This is a genomic window from Cellulomonas sp. Leaf395 (genome assembly GCF_001424125.1).
Classification (GTDB): Bacteria; Actinomycetota; Actinomycetes; order Actinomycetales; family Cellulomonadaceae; genus Cellulomonas.
In genome coordinates, this window is sequence record NZ_LMQI01000005.1 from 872,921 (window position 1) to 892,777 (window position 19,857).

A 19,857-nucleotide genomic window follows, 5' to 3' on the forward strand; every position below is an offset into this window, starting at 1 on the left:
GCATGCGTCATGCGCAGCTCACTCATGCAGAACGCGGAACGGTCCACCGAGCCTGGCAGCTTCGTGCTCCAGAACAGCAGGATGCTCAAGGTCGATCTCGCCGGCACCGGCGGCTTCTTCTACGCCAAGCAGGGGTCGATGGTCGCTTACCAGGGCGACGTCGACTTTGCCTACCAGGGCAGCGGCGGCGTCACCAAGATGTTCAAGAAGGCGTTCACCGGCGAGGGCATGTCGCTGATGAAGGTCTCGGGCAGCGGCGACGTGTTCCTCGCCCAGGAGGCGGACGAGATCTTCGTCGTCAACCTGGAGAACGAGAGCGTCACCGTCAGCGGCAACAACATCCTCGCCTTCGAGAGCACCCTGACCTGGGACATCAAGCGGGTCGAGGGAGCCTCCATGCTCAGCGGAGGCCTGTTCAACACGACCTTCACCGGCACGGGCGCCCTGGCCGTGACGGCGTACGGCACGCCGGTCGTCCTCCAGGTCGACGTGCCCACCTACGTGGACATGCAGGCGGCTGTCCTGTGGTCCACCTCGCTGCAGTCGACGATCCGCAAGACAGCGAAGCTCGGGGCGGTCGTCGGCCGCGGCTCCGGCGAGGCGTATCAGCTCGGGCTGACCGGCCAGGGGTTCGTGGTCGTCCAGGCGTCCGAGGGACACCCGGTCGTCAACCAGGGGTGACCGCTCGGTAGCGGCTCAGTCGGGCGGCTCGATCGACCCCTCGTCACCGGCGGCGATGCTGTCGGGCGTGTCCCGGGGCGCCTGGATGTCCGGGTTCTCGGGCACGTCCGGCGGCGTCTGGTCGTCGATCGGCCGCGCGTCCTCTCCGGGCAGGTCCGTGAAGCCGGGCCCGTCCGGGTCGGGGGTGGGGATGCTCATGTCGAGACCTCCTGTGGGTGGGAACGGCGGACTCAGAAGACCGGCTTGCCGCCGGTGACGCCGAGGACCGTGCCGGAGACGTACGACGCGGTCGACTGTGCGGCGAGGAAGACGAACGCCGGTGCGACCTCCGCCGGCTGACCGGCGCGCCCCAGCGGGGCGTCCGCACCGAACTTCTGCACCTTCTCCGAGAACTGGGTGGCCGGCTGCAGGGGCGTCCAGATCGGACCGGGCGCGACCGCGTTCACGCGGATCCCGCGCGACCCGACCTCGGCCGCGAGGTTGACGGTGAAGTTGTTGATCGCCGCCTTGGTCGACGCGTAGTCGAGGAGCGTCTCGGACGGCTGGTACGCCTGGATCGAGGAGTTGTTCAGGATGACGCCGCCCTCCCCCAGGTGCTCCAGGGCCGTCTGCGTCACCCAGAACAGCGCGTACAGGTTCGTCTTGAACGTTCGGTCCAGGTCGCGGGAGGTGATGTCCGCGATCGACTCCCTGCGCGCCATCTGGAACCCGGCGTTGTTCACCAGGATGTCGAGCCCGCCCAGCTCGGTCACAGCCGTCCGGACGGCTCCGCGGGCGGCCTCCTCGTCCGTCAGGTCGGTCGGGATGCGCACGCACCGACGGCCGGCCTGCTCGACCCACCGCGCGGTCTCGTCGGCGTCCTCCTGCTCCTCGGGGAGGTACACGATCGCGACGTCCGAACCCTCTCGCGCGTACGCGATGGCGACCGCGCGACCGATGCCCGAGTCGCCCCCGGTGACCAGCGCGCGCCGGCCCGTCAGCAGCCCGTGTCCCTCGTAGCTGGACTCCCCGTGGTCGGGGGCCGGGGTCATCGGTGCCGTGAGGCCGGGCGGCTGTTGCTGCTGTGCGGGGAACTGCTCTGACACGTCTGCTCCTGAAGGTCCGTCCTCGCGCCGCCGGTCTTCTTCAGCTTGTTCATCGTCCGTCCCGAGAGCCGGGCACGCATCCCGACGCGGCGAGAGCGGCCCACCATCCGGTGGACCGCTCCCGTCGGGCGACGTCGGGTCAGCGACGGCGAGCCGAGCCGGCGACGATCGCCACACCGATCGCCGCGAGGACGACCTGGAAGAGCAGCTCGATCCAGTCGATGCCGTCGGTCGTCTGGACACCGACCAGGCCTGCCAGCCAGGTGCCGATGAGCGCCGCGACGATGCCGACGATGATCGTGACGATGATCGAGATGTTCTGCTTGCCGCGGACGAGCAGGCGGCCGAGGGCGCCGATGATGGCGCCGATGATGATCGCGGAGATGATGCCTGCGGGGGTCATGATGAGGCTCCTCACGGTGATGGTGCGGCCAGGTGTGGCGACGAGTGAATCTAGGGGCGATTCGTCCGGTCCGCGCGCTGAGCCGGGAGTTTCATCCGGGTGGAGCACCCGCACGGGCACGTCCCGTGGTCGGACGACCACGGGGAGCACGTCCTGCCGGCGGTGGCCGGCGTGCGCGACGCCGACCCTGTGCGCCTGACCTGGACGTCCGCCGCTCGACGCGCGCGGACGCCGTACCGGTCCTACGCTCGCCTCTTGCACGAAGCCTGAACGACGAGGAGGTCGAGATGCACAGCGACGACAGGATCGTCCACCAGACCGACGACGACACCACGGTGGTCCGCGACACCCACGTGGTCCGCGACACCCCGGTGGTCCGCGACGTCGAGGCTGAGGCGGAGGCAGAGCTCACGGACGCCGAGAAGATCAAGGCCGACGGGATCGACGAGCAGAACGTCGACCCCCGCTAGGACCCGCACCGCAAGGCGCCGCAGCCCACCGGGCTCGGCGCCTTGCTCCTGCCCGCCGTGCAGCTGCCGGACGGCGACGTGCGCCACATCACAGCCGACGCCCGGCTCGGGGTGTCACGTTTCGGCGTGCTACGCCGTCGAAGAGTTGTGACACAGAAGAGGATCGTGATCGTCGGCGGTGGCTACGCGGGCTTCTACGCCGCGTGGAACCTGGAGAGGAGACTGCGCCCGGACGAGGCGGAGATCACCGTGATCGACCCGCGTCCGTACATGACGTACCAGCCGTTCCTGCCCGAGGTGATGGCCGGTTCGATCGAGGCCCGGCATGCCGCGGTCTCGGTGCGCAAGCACCTGCGCCGCACGAAGGTGGTCGCCGGCGAGGTGACCAGGGTCGAGCACGCGCGCCGGGGCGCTGCAGGTCCGCCCCGCCGATGGCGATGACGTCGAGCTCGACTACGACGTCATCGTGATCACCGCCGGCGCGGTCACGCGCACGTTCCCCATCCCGGGATCGCCGAGCACGCCATCGGGATGAAGCACGTCGAGGAGGCCGTCGCCATCCGCGACACGCTCCTCACGGCGTTCGACCGCGCCTCCGTCCTTCCGCCCGGACCCGAGCGACAGCGGCTCCTGACCGTGACGTTCGTGGGCGGCGGCTTCTCGGGCGTCGAAGGGTTCGGGGAGCTCCTGTCGCTGGCCACGTCGCTGCTGCGGACCTACCCCGAGCTCTCGCCGGTCGACCTCAGCTTCCACCTCGTCGAGGCGGCCGGCCGCATCCTCCCGGAGGTCACCGACGAGCCCGGGCGCTGGGTCGTGCGCGCGCTCGAGGAGCGCGGCGCGCACGTGCACCTGGACACGCAGCTGGTCTCCGCGGTGGGAGGGCACGTGGTGCTCTCCACGGGCCAGGAGTTCGACTCCGAGCTCATCGTGTGGGCCGCGGGCAACGCCGCGAACCCGGTGGTCGCCCAGCACACGGACCTCCCGGTCGACGACCGCGGCTTCCTCCGGGTGCGTGCGGACCTGCGCGTCGGCACCGCACAGGCGGCCGTGCCCGACGCCTGGGCCGCCGGGGACGACGCCGCCGTCCCGGACCTCGCCGTCGGCACCCCCGGGGCCCGTACCGCCCCGAACGCGCAGCACGCCGTGCGCCAGGGCAGGCACCTGGCGGCGAACATCGCCGCCGTGCTGCGCGGCGGGACCCCGCGGGACTACGTGCACCGGAGCCTCGGCGTCGTCGCGACCCTCGGCCTGGGCCAGGGCGTGTTCCAGTACCGGCGTCTGGTCGTCACGGGCTTCCCCGCGTGGGTCATGCACCGCGGCTACCACATGCTGGCGGTGCCCACGTGGGAGCGCAAGATCCGGGTGCTGACCGTGTGGCTGGCCGCGGCGGTCTTCGGGCGGGAATCGTATCGCTCGCCGGCGTCCAGCACCCGCGGGACGCGTTCGTGCGTGGCGGGGCGCCGCGGTAGACGGGTCCTGCCAGGATGGGTCGGTGACCACACCTGCGCCCGGACTCGTCGCCCGACGATGGCGCAGTCGGCGGTCCGCCGCGGTCGCGGGGATCCTCTTCGCGGTTCTGCTCATCGCCGCGCTCGTGATGTTGCGGCGCGCCGTCGCGGGCGAGACCGTCGGCCAGATCGAGCTGGACCCCGGCCGCCGCGCCCTCGTCCGCCTCTCCCTCAACCTCGTGCCGTTCGCAGGGATCGCGTTCCTCTGGTTCATCGGCGTGGTGCGTGACCAGCTGGGCGAGGTCGAGGACCGCCTCTTCTCGACCGTCTTCCTGGGCAGCGGCCTGCTCTTCCTCGCGATGCTCTTCCAGGGCGCGGTGACCGCGACGAGCCTGGTCGCGATGGCGTCCGGGAACGACCTCGACGCCGGTGTGTGGACGTTCGGCCGCGGCACGACGGAGTCGCTGATCTCGGTGTACGCGATGCGGATGGCAGCCGTGTTCACGTTGTCGGTGAGCACGGTCGCGCTGCGCACGGCTGCGGTCCCGCGCTGGGTGCCGTTCAGCGGCTACGGGGTCGCGCTGGTGCTCCTGCTGGTCGCCGGCGAGCACAAGTGGGCCCAGCTGCTGTTCCCCGCGTGGGTGCTCGTGCTCAGCATCGCCATCCTGCTCACCCCGGCTCACGCACGTCCAGCCACCGCAGCGACCGACGTCCGCTGAGTCCTGCGGAGGGCCCATCACCTTACGGACGCATCGACCCGGCCTCGGCCTGCCTCGCGGCGGTCTCGAGCCGCTCGCGGTAGGCCGGCCAGTCGATCACGGGGATGTTCGGGTCGTCCTTCCGGCTCCCCACGGCGCCGTCGACAAGCTCGCGCACGATGTCGGCTTGGCCCGCGTGCCGGGCCGTCTCGACACACAGGTGCACCAGGATCTGGTGCAGCGTCACGTCCCCCCGTTCCTCCGGCCACCACGGCACCCGTCCTGGCGCGTCCAGCGGCAGGGCCTCGATCGTCGCGTCGGAGCGCGTGGCCGAGTACTCGTGGAGCTCGACGATCTCCTCGCGCGTCTCGTCGGCCGTCGCCCACATGTCCGCGTTCACCTCGGCGTCCTCGGCGAGCCACGGCAGATCCCGCCCGCTCGGCCTCCCGAACACCACGCCGAAGTAGTCGAGCTGGACGCTGGCGACATGCTTGACAAGTCCGAGCAGGTTGGTGCCCGTGGGTGTCATCGGCCGACGGATCTCGTACTCGCCGAGACCGTCGAGCTTGCCGACGAGGCTGGCGCGCTGGGCGCGCAGGTGCCGAAGCAGGGTGTCCTTGTCGTCCATCCGGCCACTATGCCGCGGGCACGCGTGTGGGACCTGGTCGCCGAGGTGGGTGACGTCGACGAGCGGTCGGTGGTGGCCGCGCGTTCGGCACGCCGCCGAGCGCGGGCTCGAAGGTGATGCGCCCGTCCGTGCTGGTCGGCTACGCCGCGTCAGCCGGGTCCTCGCGCCGAGGTCTCGATCACCACGGGTTCCGGTTCTCCCGGCTCCACCGCTGACGACGTCTCACCCGGCGGCCCGGCCGCGCCGACCGGCTCCGACCCCACCGGCGCGGTCGGCAGCAGGCGGGAGAAGTACAGCGCGAGAGCCGCGATCAGGGCGAGCACCGCGAGGCTCGCCCGCAGGGCGTCGATCCGCGCGGCCTCGTTCTCGTCCTCGATCGCCGCTACCTGGTCGGCGGGGACCCCAGCGTCCTCGAGCGCGGTCACCAGCTGCGCGTCGGAGATGAAGGGCACGCCCGACGCCAGCTGCACCTGCGCGGTCTGCGAGACCTCGGCGCTCACGTCCGGGTTCGCCTCGAGACCGAGCAGCAGGGTCGAGGTCAATGTCGCGATGAGGATGGACCCGGCGACCGCGGTCCCCAGGGACGCGCCCAGGTTGGTCATCGTGTTCTGCACGCCACCCACGTCGCCCGCATCCTTGTCCGCCACGGCCGAGACCGTGACCGCCCCGAGCTGCGACGACAGCGCACCCACACCGAACCCGGCGAGCAGCAGCGGTACCGCGACGATCTCCGCGCCCGCCCCCACCTCGAGCGCACCCATCAGCGCGACGATGCCCAGCAGCATGCTCACCAGACCCCAGCGGACCACCTCACGCGGGGAGGCGGTCCGGAAGAACCGTGGGATGCCCACGGCGGCGACCAGCAGTGACAGGGACAGCGGGAGCAGCCGCACGCCCGTCTGCAGGGCGGTCAGGCCCAGCGCGACCGACAGGAAGAGCGGCACGACGAAGAAGAGCCCCGCCTGGATCATGAACTGGAAGAAGAACATGGTCAGTCCGCCCGCCAGCCGGGCGTTGCGGAGCATCGCCGGGCGGACGAGCGGTTCGCGACCGGCGGCAACCATCCGGGTCTCCCAGGCGAAGAACAGCCGCAGCACGACGATCCCAGCCAGGACCAGCCAGATGGTGGGCGAGAGACCCAACCACGACGGACCGCCGGGACGCGTGACGACCCACCCCCACTCCCCCGACCGCAGCACCCCGAAGACCGCCAGCCCGAGGCCCAGCGCGGACAGGATCGAGCCCACGACGTCGATGCGGAACCGCGCCTCCGGTTCGGCGTCCGCCAGCCTGCGGGTGAGCACGAGGATGCCGGCGACCAGCACGACCTCCCCGGCGAACACGTACCGCCAGGTCCAGTAGGTGGTGACGAACCCGCCGATCAGCGGACCGGCCGCCACCGCGATGGCACCCGCGGAGGCCACCAGCCCGTACGCCCTCGGGCGGTCCTTCGACGCGAAGTTCGACGCCACCAGCGCGACGATCGCGGGCATGATCAGCGCCGCCCCGAGCCCTTCCAGCACCGACCAGCCGATGATCAGCACCGTGAGGTTCTGCGCGATCGACGTGACGAACGAGCCGCACGCGTAGATCACGCACCCGATGGCGAACGCCCGCCGTCGGCCGATGAGGCTCCCGACCTTCCCGCCGGTGATCATCATCGACGCCATCACCAGCGTGTAGAGCGTGATGGCCGTCTGGATGCCGGTCACGGTCGTCCCGACGTCCGCCGCCACCTGGGCGATGGACACGTTCATCACCGAGCTGTCGAGCGTCATGAGGAACTGCGCCGTGGCGAGCGTGAACAGGACCAGTCCCGCGGTTGCGCCGGTGCGTCGCGCCATGCGGCACGCGTCCCCTCTCCGGCGACCGCCGGGGCTGGTCATCGTCGCCCGCAATGTCCAGGACGCTGCGGACAACGATAGCCGTGGCGTCGCCCGTCACGGCCGCCGTCTGCGCAGGTCGGAGGGCTACGCTTCCGACGTGAGCGACACGGCCGAGCCCGAGCAGGTCACCGCGCCGCAGGCGCCAGTCTCGGAGTCAGGCTGGTACCGCCACCTCGACCTCGTCGCGACGGTCCTGCTCGCCGTCGCGACGGTGCTGACAGCATGGTCGGCGTTCCAGAGCAGCCAGTGGGGCGGCGTCCAGGCGATCGCCTACAGCACGGCCGCGCGCGAGCGGGCCGAGTCCAACCAGGCGGCCACGCTCGCAGGCCAGGAGACGACCATCGACGTGATGCTCTTCACGGACTGGCTCGCGGCCCTGCACGAGGAAGGCGACGCGCTCCTCCCCGAGCCCTACGTGCCCGACCCGGAGCAGTACTCCGGCTTCCTGTTCGAACGGTTCCGACCCGAGTTCACGCCCGCGGTGCACGCGTGGCTGGCGGAGGACCCGTTGACGGACCCGGCCGCGCCACCCAGCCCGTTCGCGATGGACGAGTACGTGCTGGCATCGACCACCGAGTCGGTCAGGCTCGACAAGGCCTCCGAGCGTTCCGCCGCCGTGGCCCGGCTCGCCATCGAGCGCAAGGACCACTACGTGCTGGCGACCGTCCTGTGCGCGTCGGTGCTCTTCTTCTCCGGCATCGGCTCCAAGCTCGGATCGCCCCGCAAGCGCACCGCGATGATCGCGATCGCGGGCGTCGTCCTGCTCGCCACCGTGGGCGTCCTGATCACGTTCCCGATCCAGGTCTGAGACCGGGAGGCTCTAGAACGACGTTCGGCCCCGCGTCACAGACGCGGGGCCGAACGGGTCGTACGACGAGTGAGAGAGCGTCAGGCGACGCGCCCGCTCGCGTTCTCCTCGTCACCGATCTTGTGGACGACGATCGAGTTGGTCGAGCCGACCACGCCCACCGGCGCACCGGCGACGACGACGACGTAGTCGCCGACCTCCGCCAGACCGTTGGCACGCAGCGTGGAGTCGACCTGGCTCACCATCGCGTCGGTGTTCTCCACCGAGGGCACGCGATACGTCTGCACGCCCCAGCTGAGCGACAGGACGTTGCGCACGTCGTCGACCGGCGTGAACGCCAGCAGCGGGATCGCCGAGCGCAGACGCGACATCCGCCGCGCCGAGTCGCCCGACTGCGTGAACGTCACCAGGTACTTGACGTTGAGCGTCTCGCCGACCTCCGCAGCCGCCCGGGTGATCGCACCACCACGGGTGTGGGGCGTCGAGCCGAGGGGCGCGATGCGCTCGCGGCCCAGCTCCTCGGTCGCCTCGATGATCCGCGCCATCGTGCGCACGGTCTCGATCGGGTAGTCGCCCACACTGGTCTCGCCCGAGAGCATCACCGCGTCGGCACCGTCGAGCACCGCGTTGGCGCAGTCGGAGGTCTCGGCGCGGGTGGGCCGCGGGTTGTTGGTCATCGACTCCAGGACCTGCGTGGCCACGATGACCGGCTTGGCGTTGCGGCGGGCCAGCTCGACGGCGCGCTTCTGCACGAGCGGCACCTGCTCGAGCGGGAGCTCGACGCCCAGGTCCCCGCGGGCCACCATGATGCCGTCGAACGCCGCGATGATCTCGGCGAGGTTCTCGACGGCCTGCGGCTTCTCGATCTTGGCGATCACCGGGACGACCCGGTTCTCCTCCTCCATGATCCGGCGCACGTCGTCGTAGTCGGCGGCGGAGCGCACGAACGACAGCGCGATGATGTCTGCGCCGACGTTGAGGGCCCAGCGCAGGTCCTCCGCGTCCTTGTCGCTCATCGCGGGCACGGAGACGGCCACGCCCGGAAGGTTGAGGCCCTTGTTGTTGGAGACGGTGCCGGGGACCTCGACGCGGGTGACGACGCGGGTGCCCTCGACCGCGGTCACGCGGACCAGCACCTTGCCGTCGTCGATGAGGATCGGGTCACCGACGCGCGCGTCGTCGGTGAGGCCCTTGTGGGTCGTGGAGACGAGCTCCTTGGTGCCCTCGACGTCCTCGGTCGTGATGGTGAACGTGTCACCGACGGCCAGGTCGTGCTTGCCCTCGGTGAACCGGCCGAGGCGGATCTTCGGACCCTGCAGGTCGACGAGGACCGCGACGGACCGTCCGGACGCCTGCGCGGCCGCACGCACGTTGTCGTACACCCGCTTGTGGACCTCGGTGTCACCGTGGCTGCGGTTGAGCCGTGCCACGTCCATCCCGGCGTCGACGAGGGCCTGGATCTGCTCCGCAGACTCCGTGGCGGGGCCGATGGTACAAACGATCTTTGCTCTACGCATGAAGCGAGCCTATGCCTTTCGTGCATTCAAGGGTCGGACCGAAAGTCCCAGTTCCGACCCTGTGGCCGGCCCGGTTCGCGACTCGGTCGGGGGTGGGTTCAGGGGCGCAGCGCCACGGTGGTGGCGGTGACCGGGGCGGGCAGCTCCGTGCTGCCCGAGAGATATGTATCGACCGCGGCCGCCGCTGCGCGGCCCTCGGCGATCGCCCACACGATGAGCGACTGCCCACGGCCGGCGTCCCCCGCGACGAACACGCCGGGAACGGTCGTCGCGTAGTCGTCGGTGCGGGCGACGAGCCCCCGAGGGGTGAGCTCGATGCCGATCTGCTCCGTGAGCGGGTCCACCTCGGGGCCGGTGAATCCCATCGCCACCAGCACCAGGTCCGCCGGGATCTCGCGCTCCGTGCCCGGTGTGGGCACGCGGCGACCGTCGGACAGGTACTCGGTCGTCGCCAGCGTCAGCGAGCGCACGGCGCCGGACTCGTCGCCGACGAACTCGACGGTCGAGGCGAGGTAGTCGCGGTCGCCACCCTCGGCGTGCGAGGAGGACACCTCGAACAGGATCGGGTCGGTCGGCCACGGCTGGTGCGCGGGACGCTCCTCCGGCGGGCGCTTCCCGATGGCGAGCGTCGTCACCGACGCCGCGCCCTGCCGCAGCGCGGTACCGAGGCAGTCCGAGCCCGTGTCTCCGCCGCCGATGATGATGACGTGCTTGCCGGCGGCCGTGATCTGGTCCTCGACGGGCTTTCCCGCGGCGACGGCGTTGGCCTGGTGCAGGAACTCCATGGCGACGTGCACGCCGCTCAGCTCCTTGCCCGGCACCCGCAGCTCGCGGGGCACCGTCGCGCCCGTGGCGATCACGATCGCGTCGTAGCGCGCCTGCAGCTGCGGCCACGTGACGTCCCGGCCGACCTCGACGCCGGGCCGGAACCGGGTGCCCTCGGCCTCCATCTGCGTCAGACGGCGGTCGATGTGGATCTTCTCGAGCTTGAAGTCCGGCACGCCGTAGCGCAGGAGACCGCCGATGGCGTCGTCGCGCTCGTACACGGCGACCGTGTGGCCGGCGCGGGTCAGCTGCTGCGCCGCAGCCAGGCCCGCCGGACCGGACCCGACGACGGCGACCGTGTGACCGGTGAGGCGCTGCGGGACCTGCGGGGTCACGTAGCCGCGCTCGAACGCCTCGTCGATGATCGAGACCTCGACGTTCTTGATCGTCACCGGCGGCTGGTTGATGCCCAGCACGCAGCTCGACTCGCATGGCGCCGGGCAGATGCGGCCGGTGAACTCCGGGAAGTTGTTCGTCGCGTGCAGCCGGTCGATGGCGTCCGACCACTGCCCACGCCACACCAGGTCGTTCCACTCGGGGATGAGGTTCCCGAGCGGGCAGCCGTTGTGGCAGAACGGGATGCCGCAGTCCATGCACCGTCCGGCCTGCTCCTTCAGGTACGGCTGGCCGTCCTGCAGGTGCTCGTGGACGTCCTTCCAGTCGCGCAGCCGGACCTCGACAGGGCGGTTGGGCGGGAGCTCACGGTCCCGCACCTTCAGGAAGCCGCGGGGGTCAGCCACGGGCCACCTCCAGGATCTGGTCCCACACGCCGGGCGCGGCGGGGTCGAGGCCGTCGGCCTCGGCCTGCGCGAGCGCGCGACGGACGCGGGCGTACTCGGTGGGCAGCAGGCGCGTGAACCGCGCCCGGGTCGAGGGGAAGTCCTCGAGCAGCTGGGCGGCGACCGGCGAGCCGGTCTCGTCGAGGTGGGCACGCAGGAGCGTCTGCACCAGCGTGGCGTCCTCGTCGTCGAGCGGGTCGAGCGCGAGCTCGTGGTTCCGTACGGCGTCGACGTTCACCAGGGCGGGTACGAGGTCCAGCACGTAGGCCGTACCGCCCGACATGCCCGCGCCGAAGTTTCGGCCGGTGCGGCCGAGCACCAGGACGGTGCCGCCGGTCATGTACTCGCACCCGTGGTCACCCACGCCCTCGACGACGAGCGTGGCGCCGGAGTTCCGGACGCCGAAGCGCTCGCCGACCAGGCCGCGCAGGAAGATCTGCCCGGTGGTCGCGCCGTAGCCGATGACGTTGCCGGCCACCACGTTGTGCTCGCTCGACAGGGCCGCGTTGCGGTCGGGCCGCACGACGATGCGCCCGCCGGACAGTCCCTTGCCGACGTAGTCGTTGGCGTCACCGAACAGCCGCAGCGTGATGCCGCGCGGCAGGAACGCGCCGAACGACTGCCCAGCCGAGCCCGTGAGCGTGACGTCGATGGTGTCGTCCGACAGCCCGGCGCCGCCGAACCGCTTGGTCACCTCGTGGCCGAGCATCGTGCCGACGGTCCGGTTGACGTTGCGCACCGGCAGGTCGATCCGGACCGGCTCGCTGCGCTCCAGGGCGTCGCCGGCGAGCGCGATGAGCTGGTTGTCGAGCGCTCGGTCGAGACCGTGATCCTGGTCCTTGGTGTGGTGCAGCTCCGTGCCGGCGACGGGCGCCGGGACGGCGAGCACCGGCGCGAGGTCGAGACCGGACGCCTTCCAGTGGTCGATCGCTGCACGCGTGTCCAGGAGCTCGACGTGGCCGACGGCCTCGAGCAGCGTCCGGAAGCCCAGCTGCGCGAGCAGCACGCGGACCTCCTCCGCGATGAACTCCATGAACGTCACGACGAACTCGGGCTTGCCGGTGAACCGTGCACGCAGCTCCGGGTTCTGCGTGGCGACGCCCACCGGGCAGGTGTCGAGATGGCAGACGCGCATCATCACGCAGCCCGACACGACGAGGGGCGCGGTCGCGAAGCCGAACTCCTCGGCACCCAGCAGCGCACCGATCACCACGTCGCGGCCGGTCTTGAGCTGCCCGTCCACCTGGACGACCACCCGGTCGCGCAGGTTGTTGAGCACCAGGGTCTGCTGCGTCTCGGCGAGGCCGATCTCCCACGGCGTGCCCGCGTGCTTGAGCGACGTCAGCGGGCTCGCCCCGGTGCCGCCGTCGTGACCCGAGATGAGCACGACGTCCGAGTGCGCCTTGGCGACACCCGCCGCGATGGTCCCGACCCCGAACTCGCTGACGAGCTTGGTGTGGATCCGGGCGCGCGGGTTCGCGTTCTTCGCGTCGTGGATCAGCTGCGCCAGGTCCTCGATCGAGTAGATGTCGTGGTGCGGCGGCGGCGAGATGAGACCGACGCCGGGCGTGGAGTGCCGGGTGCGACCGATCCACGGGTACACCTTGTTGCCGGGCAGCTGACCGCCCTCGCCGGGCTTGGCGCCCTGGGCGAGCTTGATCTGGATGTCGTCGGCGTTGGTCAGGTACTCGCTGGTCACGCCGAACCGCCCCGACGCGATCTGCTTGATCGCCGAGCGGCGCACCGGGTCGTGCAGGCGCTCCGGGTCCTCGCCGCCCTCACCGGTGTTCGACTTGCCGCCGATGCTGTTCATGGCGACCGCGAGCGTCTCGTGCGCCTCGATGGAGATCGAGCCGTACGACATGGCGCCCGTGTTGAACCGCTTGACGATCTCACTGACGGGCTCGACCTCGTCCAGCGGGACCGGTGTGCGCTCGCCCTCCTTGAAGGCCAGCAGGCCGCGCAGCGTCATCAGGCGCGACGACTGCTCGTCGACCCGGTTCGTGTACTGCTGGAAGACGTCGAACTGCCGGGTCCGCGTGGAGTGCTGGAGCCGGAACACGGTCTCGGGGTCGAACAGGTGGTCCTCGCCGTCGCGACGCCACTGGTACTCGCCACCGACAGCGAGCCGCAGGTGCGCCTGCCGGTTCCCGCTGGCGGGGTAGGCGTCCGCGTGACGCGCCGCGACCTCGGCCGCGATGACGTCCAGGCCGATGCCGCCGAGGCGGCTCGTGGTCCCGGTGAAGTACTTGTCGACCAGCGGCTGCGACAGCCCGATGGCCTCGAACACCTGCGCACCGCGGTAGGACGCGATCGTGGAGATGCCCATCTTGGACATCACCTTGAGCACGCCCTTGCCGAGCGCCTTGATGAGGTTGGCGACCGCCTTCTCCGGGCCGACGCCGGGCAGGTAGCCGTGGCGTGCCATGTCCTCGACCGTCTCCATCGCCAGGTACGGGTTGACCGCAGCCGCGCCGTACCCGATGAGCAGGGCGACGTGGTGCACCTCGCGCACGTCACCGGCCTCGACGACGAGCGAGATCATCGTCCGGGTGTGGCGACGCAGCGTGTGGTGGTGCACCGCGGACAGCAGCAGCAGGGACGGGATCGGTGCCAGGTCAGCGTCGGAGTTGCGGTCCGAGAGCACGAGGAAGCTCACGCCGTCGGCGACCGCGGCATCGACCTCGGCGAAGATCTCCTCGAGCCGCTCCTCAAGCGACGCTCCCCCGCCGCCCACCTTGTACAGGCCGCGGATCGTGACCGCGCGGAAGCCCAGCGCAGGCTCCTTGGCGACGTGCACGATCTTGGCCAGCTGGTCGTTGTCGATCACCGGGAACGGGAGGATCAGCTTGCGGGCGTGACCCGGGCCGTCCTCGAGCAGGTTGGGCTCCGGACCGATGGCGCCGCCGATCGCGGTCACCAGCTCCTCGCGGATGGCGTCCAGCGGCGGGTTGGTCACCTGCGCGAACATCTGCGTGAAGTAGTCGAAGAGCATCCGCGGGCGGGTCGAGAGCACCGCGACCGGCGTGTCCGAGCCCATCGCACCCAGCGGCTCCGCACCCGCGGCGGCCATCGGGCTGAGCAGGATCTTCAGCTCCTCCTCGGTGTACCCGAAGGCGCGCTGCCGACGACGCACCGAGGCGGCCGAGTGGGCCACGTGCTCACGCTCGGGCAGCTGCTGCAGGTAGACCGAGTTGTCGCGGACCCACTCGGCGTACGGACGCTTCGCCGCCAGGGAGGACTTGATCTCCTGGTCGTCGATGATCCGACCCTTGCCGGTGTCGACCAGGAACATGCGGCCGGGCTCGAGACGGCCCTTCGCGACGATGGTCGCCGGGTCGATGTCGAGCACGCCCGCCTCGGACGCGCAGACGACGAGCCCGTCCTCCGTCACCCAGTACCGACCGGGACGCAGACCGTTGCGGTCCTGCACCGAGCCGATGAGCGTGCCGTCCGTGAACGTAATCGCCGCCGGCCCATCCCACGGCTCCATGAGCGTCGAGTGGTACTCGTAGAACGCGCGGCGCGACGGCTCCATCTGGGCGTGGTTCTCCCACGCCTCCGGGATCATCATCATCACCGCGTGGGGCAGCGTGCGGCCCGACAGGTGCAACAGCTCGAGCACCTCGTCGAAGCTGCCGGAGTCCGAGCCGCCCGGCGTACAGACCGGCAGCAGGGGTGCCAGGTCGCCGAGCTCGTCACTGGCCAGCGTGCCCTCACGGGCCGCCATCCAGTTGCGGTTCCCGCGCACCGTGTTGATCTCGCCGTTGTGCGCGATCATCCGGAACGGCTGGGCGAGCGGCCACGAGGGGAACGTGTTCGTCGAGAAGCGCGAGTGCACCAGCGCGATCTCGGAGGCGTACCGGGGGTCGGACAGGTCCGCGAAGAACGGCTCCAGCTGCCCGGTGGTGAGCATGCCCTTGTAGGCGATCGTGCGGGCCGACAACGACGCGAAGTAGAGGCCGTGCTCCCGCTCCGCACGCTTGCGCAGCCGGTATGCCCGGCGGTCCAGGTCGATGCCCGAGAGCTCACGGGACGGGTCCGCCACCACGAGCTGGCGGAAGACGGGCATGGACGCCCGCGCGGTCGGGCCGACGAGGTCCGCCGTCACCACGACCTCGCGCCACGCGAGCACGTCGAGCTTCTCCTCGGCGGCGATGGCCTCCAGCGCCGCGACAGCCAGCCGCTGCTCGAGCTCGTCGACAGGCAGGAACGCCATGCCGATCGCGTAGTAGCCGGCCGGCGGGAGCTCGGCGTCCACCACGTCGCGCAGGAAGGCGTCCGGGATCTGCGTGAGGATGCCGGCACCGTCCCCGCTGTCCTCCTCGGCGCCCACGGCACCGCGGTGGTCGAGGTTGAGCAGCGCGGTCAGGCCCGCGTCGACGATGTCCCGACCGGGTGTGCCGCGCAACGTGGCGACGAAGGCGAATCCGCACGCGTCATGCTCGGCAGCGGGGTCGTAGAGACCCTGCGGCAGCGGCGCGCGTACTGCGCCAGGGCTCGCGGGCGACGTCGACATCAGCACCGTCCTCACGGTCCCCGACAGGGTCGGGGAATTGCACGAACATGGGGGGAACGCGGGACGTCGTCGGCCCAGGTGTGTGGTGACGATACAGCCCGGTGGATGGACCGCCCGCATCGTCGTGCGGATCAGGTGACCGCTCGCCCGCGGGTCAGCGGGCGGGATCGGTCGCGATCTCCTCGTCGTCCTGCGCGGTCGGGGGTGCCAGCAGGAGGGTCGTGTCACGTCCTGGGTGCCGGCGCCCGACCACCACGAACGCTACCAGCGCTCCGAGGCCGACGATGATCGACGTCCAGACGTTGATCCGCAGGCCGAGGAACTCGTGCGCCGGGTCGATGCGGAGCATCTCGATCCAGAGCCGCCCGCTCGTGTAGATCACGATGTAGAGCAGGAACACGCGCCCGTAGCCGAGCTGGAGCTTGCGGTCGAGCCAGATCAGCAGCGCAGCACCCGCGAGGTTCCAGACCATCTCGTACAGGAACGTCGGGTGGTACAGCGTGCCTGCGGCGTCACCGACCGGCATGTGCGCCGCGTCGATCCGCAGACCCCACGGCAGCGTGGTGGGACCGCCGTAGAGCTCCTGGTTGAACCAGTTGCCGAGCCGGCCGATCGCCTGGGCGACCAGCAGACCAGGGGCCAGCGCGTCACCCCACGGTGCGAGCCTCACGCCCTGCCTGCGGCAGCCGATCCAGGCGCCGACGGCACCGAACGCGACCGCACCCCAGATGCCGAGGCCACCCTCCCAGATGTACAGGGCGCGGATGGGGTCCCCGCCGACGCCGAAGTAGGCGTCGGGCGAGGTGATCACGTGGTAGATCCGGCCGCCGACGATGCCGAACGGCACAGCCCAGAACGCGATCTCGAGCGTCGTGTCCGGCTCACCACCGCGCTCGATCCACCGGCGACGCGTCATCCACAGCGCGGCGACGATGCCGAGCAGGATCGCGAACGCGTAGGCGCGCAGCGGGAAGGGTCCGAGGTGCCAGACGCCGGTCGAGGGGCTCGGGATCACCAGCGGAAGGAGGGCGCTCACCGGTCGCTCCGGCTCGCGGAACGCACACCCTCGGCAAGGTCGGTCGTCAGGCGGGCCAGCGCGTCCCGACCAGCCGCGTCGTCGGACGCGTCCAGCAGCGTGCGCACGAGGGCCGAGCCGACGATCACGCCGTCGGCGTACCCGGCGATCTCCGCGGCCTGCTCACGACGCGAGACCCCGAGCCCGACGCACACGCGCTCGGCACCGGCCGCACGGGTGTGGGCGACGAGCTCTGCCGCCTTGGTGCCGACGGTCGCGCGCTCGCCCGTCACGCCCATCGTCGACGCCGCGTAGACGAACCCGCGGGAGGCGGCCGCCGTGGAGGCCAGCCGCTCGGGCGTCGAGCTGGGTGCGACGAGGAACACGCGGTCCAGGCCGTGCGCGTCCGAGGCGGCGATCCAGTCGGTGGCCTCGTCAGGGATGAGGTCGGGTGTGATGAGCCCCGCCCCGCCTGCTGCCGCCAGGTCCCGCGCGAACGCGTCGACGCCGTAGCGCAGGACCAGGTTCCAGTAGGTCATGACCAGGACGGGCGCCCCGCGACCCGACACCTGCTCGACCGCGCGGATCGTGTCGCCCACCCGGGTTCCACCGGCCAGCGCAGCGTCCACGGCGCGCTGGACGGTCGGACCGTCCATCACGGGGTCGCTGTACGGCACACCCAGCTCCACCACGTCGGCGCCCGCGTCGATCATCGTGCGGACGGCGTCGATGGACCCGTCGACCGTCGGATAGCCCACCGGCAGGTAGCCGATGAGCGCCGAGCGACCGAGCGAGTCGAGGTGCTCCGCGACCTGGGATCGAACGGCAACTGCACGCGGTGCCGTGCTGTTCACAGCTGTTCTCCTTGGTCGGCCAGCACCACGGGCTCGTCCTCGATGAGGTCGAACCACGCCGCGGCGGTGGCCACGTCCTTGTCCCCGCGTCCGGAGAGGTTGATCAGCAGCACCGGCTCGTGGCCGTCGTCGCCCGTCCAGCCCGACAGCTCGCCGCCCAGCTGGATGGCGCCCGCCAAGGCGTGCGCCGACTCGATCGCCGGGATGATCCCCTCGGTCCGGCACAGCAGACGGAAGGCCTCCATGGCCTCGTCGTCGGTCACCGGCCGGTAGTCGGCGCGCCCGATGTCGTGCAGCCAGGCGTGCTCCGGACCGACGCTCGGGTAGTCCAGACCGGCCGACACCGAGTGGCTGGGCAGCGTCTGCCCGTCCTCGTCCTGCAGCAGGTACGACTTGGCGCCGTGCAGCACACCGGGCTCACCGCCCGAGAACCGTGCGGCGTGCCGGCCCGACGAGATGCCGGCCCCGCCCGCCTCGAAGCCGAACAGGCGCACGCCGGGGTCGTCGAGGAAGGCGTTGAAGATGCCCATCGCGTTGGACCCGCCACCGACGCACGCGGCGACCGCGTCGGGCAGCCGCCCGATCTCCTCGAGGAGCTGCGCCTTGGCCTCCTCGCCGATGATCTTGTGGAAGTCGCGCACCATCTCCGGGAACGGGTGCGGTCCGGTGACGGTGCCGAGCAGGTAGTGCGTCGTGTCGACGTTGGCCACCCAGTCCCGTAGGGCCTCGTTGATCGCGTCCTTGAGGGTCCGCGTCCCGATGGTCACGGGAACGACCTCGGCTCCGAGCAGCCGCATCCGGGCGACGTTGAGCGCCTGCCGGCGGGTGTCCTCCTCGCCCATGTACACGACGCACTCGAGGTCGAGCAGCGCCGCAGCAGTCGCGGTCGCCACCCCGTGCTGGCCGGCCCCCGTCTCCGCGATGACTCGCGTCTTGCCCATGCGCTTGACCAGCAGCGCCTGTCCGAGCACGTTGTTGATCTTGTGCGAGCCCGTGTGGTTGAGGTCCTCACGCTTGAGGAACACCCGCACGCCGGGCGCCACGTGCTGCGCGAACCGCGGCACCTCCGTGAGCGGGCTGGGCCGGCCGGTGTAGGTGCGGTGCAGCCGGGCCAGCTCGCGACCGAACGCCGGGTCCGTCAACGCCTTGTGGTACTCCGTGTCCAGCTCGTCGAGCGCCGCGATGAGCGCCTCGGGCACGAACCGGCCGCCGAACTCGCCGAAGTACGGTCCCGCGTGGGTGGACAGCGGGCCACCCACCGTGGCCTCGAGCAGCTTCTGCGAGAGGGCCTCGACGGTGGGCCGACCGGTCACTGGCGCACCGCCCGCAGCGACGGGTGCGCACCCGCGGCCACGAGGTCAGCGACGGACTCGCGCGGGGCGTCGTCCGTGACCAGCGCCTCGCCGACGAGCACCGCGTCGGCGCCCGCGCGGGCGTAGTCCATAACGTCGTGCGGTCCGCGGACCCCGGACTCGGCGATCTTGACGATGTGCGACGGGATGGCCGGCGCGACCCGGGCGAACGTCGTGCGGTCCACCTCGAGCGAGCGCAGGTCCCGGGCGTTGACGCCGATCACGCGCGCGCCGGCGTCGGCCGCCCGGGAGACCTCCTCGGCGTCGTGCACCTCGACCAGGGCGGTCATGCCCAGGGAGTGCACGCGCTCGACCAAGGACTCGAGCACGGTCTGCTCGAGGGCGGCGACGATGAGGAGCACGAGATCGGCGCCGTGGGCGCGGGCCTCCCACACCTGGTACGGGGTGACGACGAAGTCCTTGCGCAGCACGGGGATGTCCACCCGGGCACGGACGGCGTCGAGGTCGGCCAGCGAGCCGTGGAACCGGCGCTCCTCGGTCAGCACCGAGATGACGGCGGCGCCGCCCTTCTCGTACTCGGCCGCGAGGGCCGCGGGGTCCTTGATGGTGGCGAGAGCGCCCTTGCTGGGGCTCGACCGCTTCACCTCGGCGATCACGCGGACCGCGTCCTCGGCGCGCAGACGGCCGACGCACTCGATCGCGGACTCGCGGCGGCGAGCGCGCTCCTTGACCTCGGCGAGCGGGGTCGCCTGCTCGCGGACGGCAAGGTCCTGCCTGACTCCCGCGACGATGTCGTCCAGGACGGTCATCGAGAACTCACCTTCTCCCCCGGTCGGTTCCGGACCTTGTGCGCGCCGGAGAACGTGGCGGCGGTCCAGTGAGCCATCGTAGAACGGTCCCGCAGTGACCCCGACCACAGGTCAGTGGC

16 protein-coding genes and 1 pseudogene are annotated in these 19,857 nt (G+C 71.0%); 5 read left to right on the forward strand and 12 right to left on the reverse strand.

Annotation, left to right across the window (positions count from 1 at the left end; genetic code table 11):
* Window positions 1-9: 9 nt before the first annotated feature.
* Window positions 10-681, forward strand: coding sequence for an AIM24 family protein (locus ASG23_RS18585; protein ID WP_056028046.1), 672 nt, complete (start codon window positions 10-12; stop codon window positions 679-681).
* Between the two features lie 15 nt (window positions 682-696).
* Here ASG23_RS18585 and ASG23_RS18590 read toward each other — a convergent pair whose 3' ends face one another.
* The 3 genes from ASG23_RS18590 to ASG23_RS18600 form a co-directional block, all read right to left on the reverse strand.
* Window positions 697-879 (reverse strand): hypothetical protein, encoded by a 183-nt coding sequence (locus tag ASG23_RS18590; protein ID WP_056028049.1) that lies wholly within the window; start codon window positions 877-879, stop codon window positions 697-699.
* A gap of 32 nt (window positions 880-911) precedes the next feature.
* Window positions 912-1,766: an SDR family oxidoreductase gene (locus ASG23_RS18595; RefSeq protein ID WP_056028052.1), complete on the reverse strand. Its 855-nt coding sequence runs from the start codon at window positions 1,764-1,766 to the stop codon at window positions 912-914.
* Window positions 1,767-1,905: 139 nt separating this feature from the next.
* Window positions 1,906-2,169, reverse strand: coding sequence for a hypothetical protein (locus tag ASG23_RS18600; RefSeq protein ID WP_056028054.1), 264 nt, complete (start codon window positions 2,167-2,169; stop codon window positions 1,906-1,908).
* A gap of 287 nt (window positions 2,170-2,456) precedes the next feature.
* On the opposite strand from ASG23_RS18600, the gene ASG23_RS18605 reads away from it, so the two are divergent.
* The 3 genes and pseudogenes from ASG23_RS18605 to ASG23_RS18615 all read left to right on the forward strand — a co-directional run bounded on the left by ASG23_RS18605 (window position 2,457) and on the right by ASG23_RS18615 (window position 4,806).
* Complete coding sequence (locus tag ASG23_RS18605; RefSeq protein WP_056028056.1) at window positions 2,457-2,639, forward strand: hypothetical protein; 183 nt, start codon at window positions 2,457-2,459, stop codon at window positions 2,637-2,639.
* 165 nt (window positions 2,640-2,804) lie between these two features.
* Window positions 2,805-4,376, forward strand: a pseudogene (locus ASG23_RS18610) (NAD(P)/FAD-dependent oxidoreductase).
* Window positions 4,327-4,806: a hypothetical protein gene (locus ASG23_RS18615; RefSeq protein ID WP_235521237.1), complete on the forward strand. Its 480-nt coding sequence runs from the start codon at window positions 4,327-4,329 to the stop codon at window positions 4,804-4,806. The pseudogene ASG23_RS18610 and the gene ASG23_RS18615 overlap by 50 nt, the downstream one beginning before the upstream one ends.
* 22 nt (window positions 4,807-4,828) lie before the next feature.
* Here ASG23_RS18615 and ASG23_RS18620 read toward each other — a convergent pair whose 3' ends face one another.
* Both ASG23_RS18620 and ASG23_RS18625 read right to left on the reverse strand, forming a co-directional pair.
* Complete coding sequence (locus tag ASG23_RS18620; protein ID WP_056028061.1) at window positions 4,829-5,413, reverse strand: DinB family protein; 585 nt, start codon at window positions 5,411-5,413, stop codon at window positions 4,829-4,831.
* 149 nt (window positions 5,414-5,562) lie between these two features.
* Window positions 5,563-7,257 (reverse strand): MFS transporter, encoded by a 1,695-nt coding sequence (locus tag ASG23_RS18625; RefSeq protein ID WP_082516325.1) that lies wholly within the window; start codon window positions 7,255-7,257, stop codon window positions 5,563-5,565.
* Window positions 7,258-7,396: 139 nt separating this feature from the next.
* On the opposite strand from ASG23_RS18625, the gene ASG23_RS18630 reads away from it, so the two are divergent.
* Complete coding sequence (locus ASG23_RS18630; protein ID WP_157465744.1) at window positions 7,397-8,107, forward strand: hypothetical protein; 711 nt, start codon at window positions 7,397-7,399, stop codon at window positions 8,105-8,107.
* 80 nt (window positions 8,108-8,187) lie between these two features.
* Here the strand turns inward: ASG23_RS18630 and pyk are convergent, their stop codons facing one another.
* The 7 genes from pyk to trpC all read right to left on the reverse strand — a co-directional run bounded on the left by pyk (window position 8,188) and on the right by trpC (window position 19,738).
* The gene (gene pyk, locus ASG23_RS18635) at window positions 8,188-9,624 is read right to left on the reverse strand and encodes a pyruvate kinase (RefSeq protein WP_056028067.1); all 1,437 of its coding nucleotides are present in this window, start codon (window positions 9,622-9,624) and stop codon (window positions 8,188-8,190) included.
* Between the two features lie 98 nt (window positions 9,625-9,722).
* Window positions 9,723-11,189, reverse strand: a complete 1,467-nt coding sequence (locus tag ASG23_RS18640) for a glutamate synthase subunit beta (protein WP_056028070.1) — start codon at window positions 11,187-11,189, stop codon at window positions 9,723-9,725.
* The gene (gltB, locus tag ASG23_RS18645) at window positions 11,182-15,747 is read right to left on the reverse strand and encodes a glutamate synthase large subunit (RefSeq protein ID WP_056028073.1); all 4,566 of its coding nucleotides are present in this window, start codon (window positions 15,745-15,747) and stop codon (window positions 11,182-11,184) included. Before gltB ends, ASG23_RS18640 begins: the two co-directional genes overlap by 8 nt.
* Before the next feature lie 154 nt (window positions 15,748-15,901).
* Window positions 15,902-16,783 (reverse strand): prolipoprotein diacylglyceryl transferase, encoded by an 882-nt coding sequence (lgt, locus tag ASG23_RS18650; RefSeq protein WP_056028076.1) that lies wholly within the window; start codon window positions 16,781-16,783, stop codon window positions 15,902-15,904.
* A complete protein-coding gene (gene trpA / locus ASG23_RS18655; protein WP_056028079.1) occupies window positions 16,780-17,616 on the reverse strand; it encodes a tryptophan synthase subunit alpha in 837 nt (278 codons plus the stop codon). Before trpA ends, lgt begins: the two co-directional genes overlap by 4 nt.
* Complete coding sequence (gene trpB, locus ASG23_RS18660; protein ID WP_082516368.1) at window positions 17,613-18,890, reverse strand: tryptophan synthase subunit beta; 1,278 nt, start codon at window positions 18,888-18,890, stop codon at window positions 17,613-17,615. Before trpB ends, trpA begins: the two co-directional genes overlap by 4 nt.
* Before the next feature lie 35 nt (window positions 18,891-18,925).
* Window positions 18,926-19,738 (reverse strand): indole-3-glycerol phosphate synthase TrpC, encoded by an 813-nt coding sequence (gene trpC, locus ASG23_RS18665; RefSeq protein ID WP_056028081.1) that lies wholly within the window; start codon window positions 19,736-19,738, stop codon window positions 18,926-18,928.
* Between the last annotated feature and the right edge of the window lie 119 nt (window positions 19,739-19,857).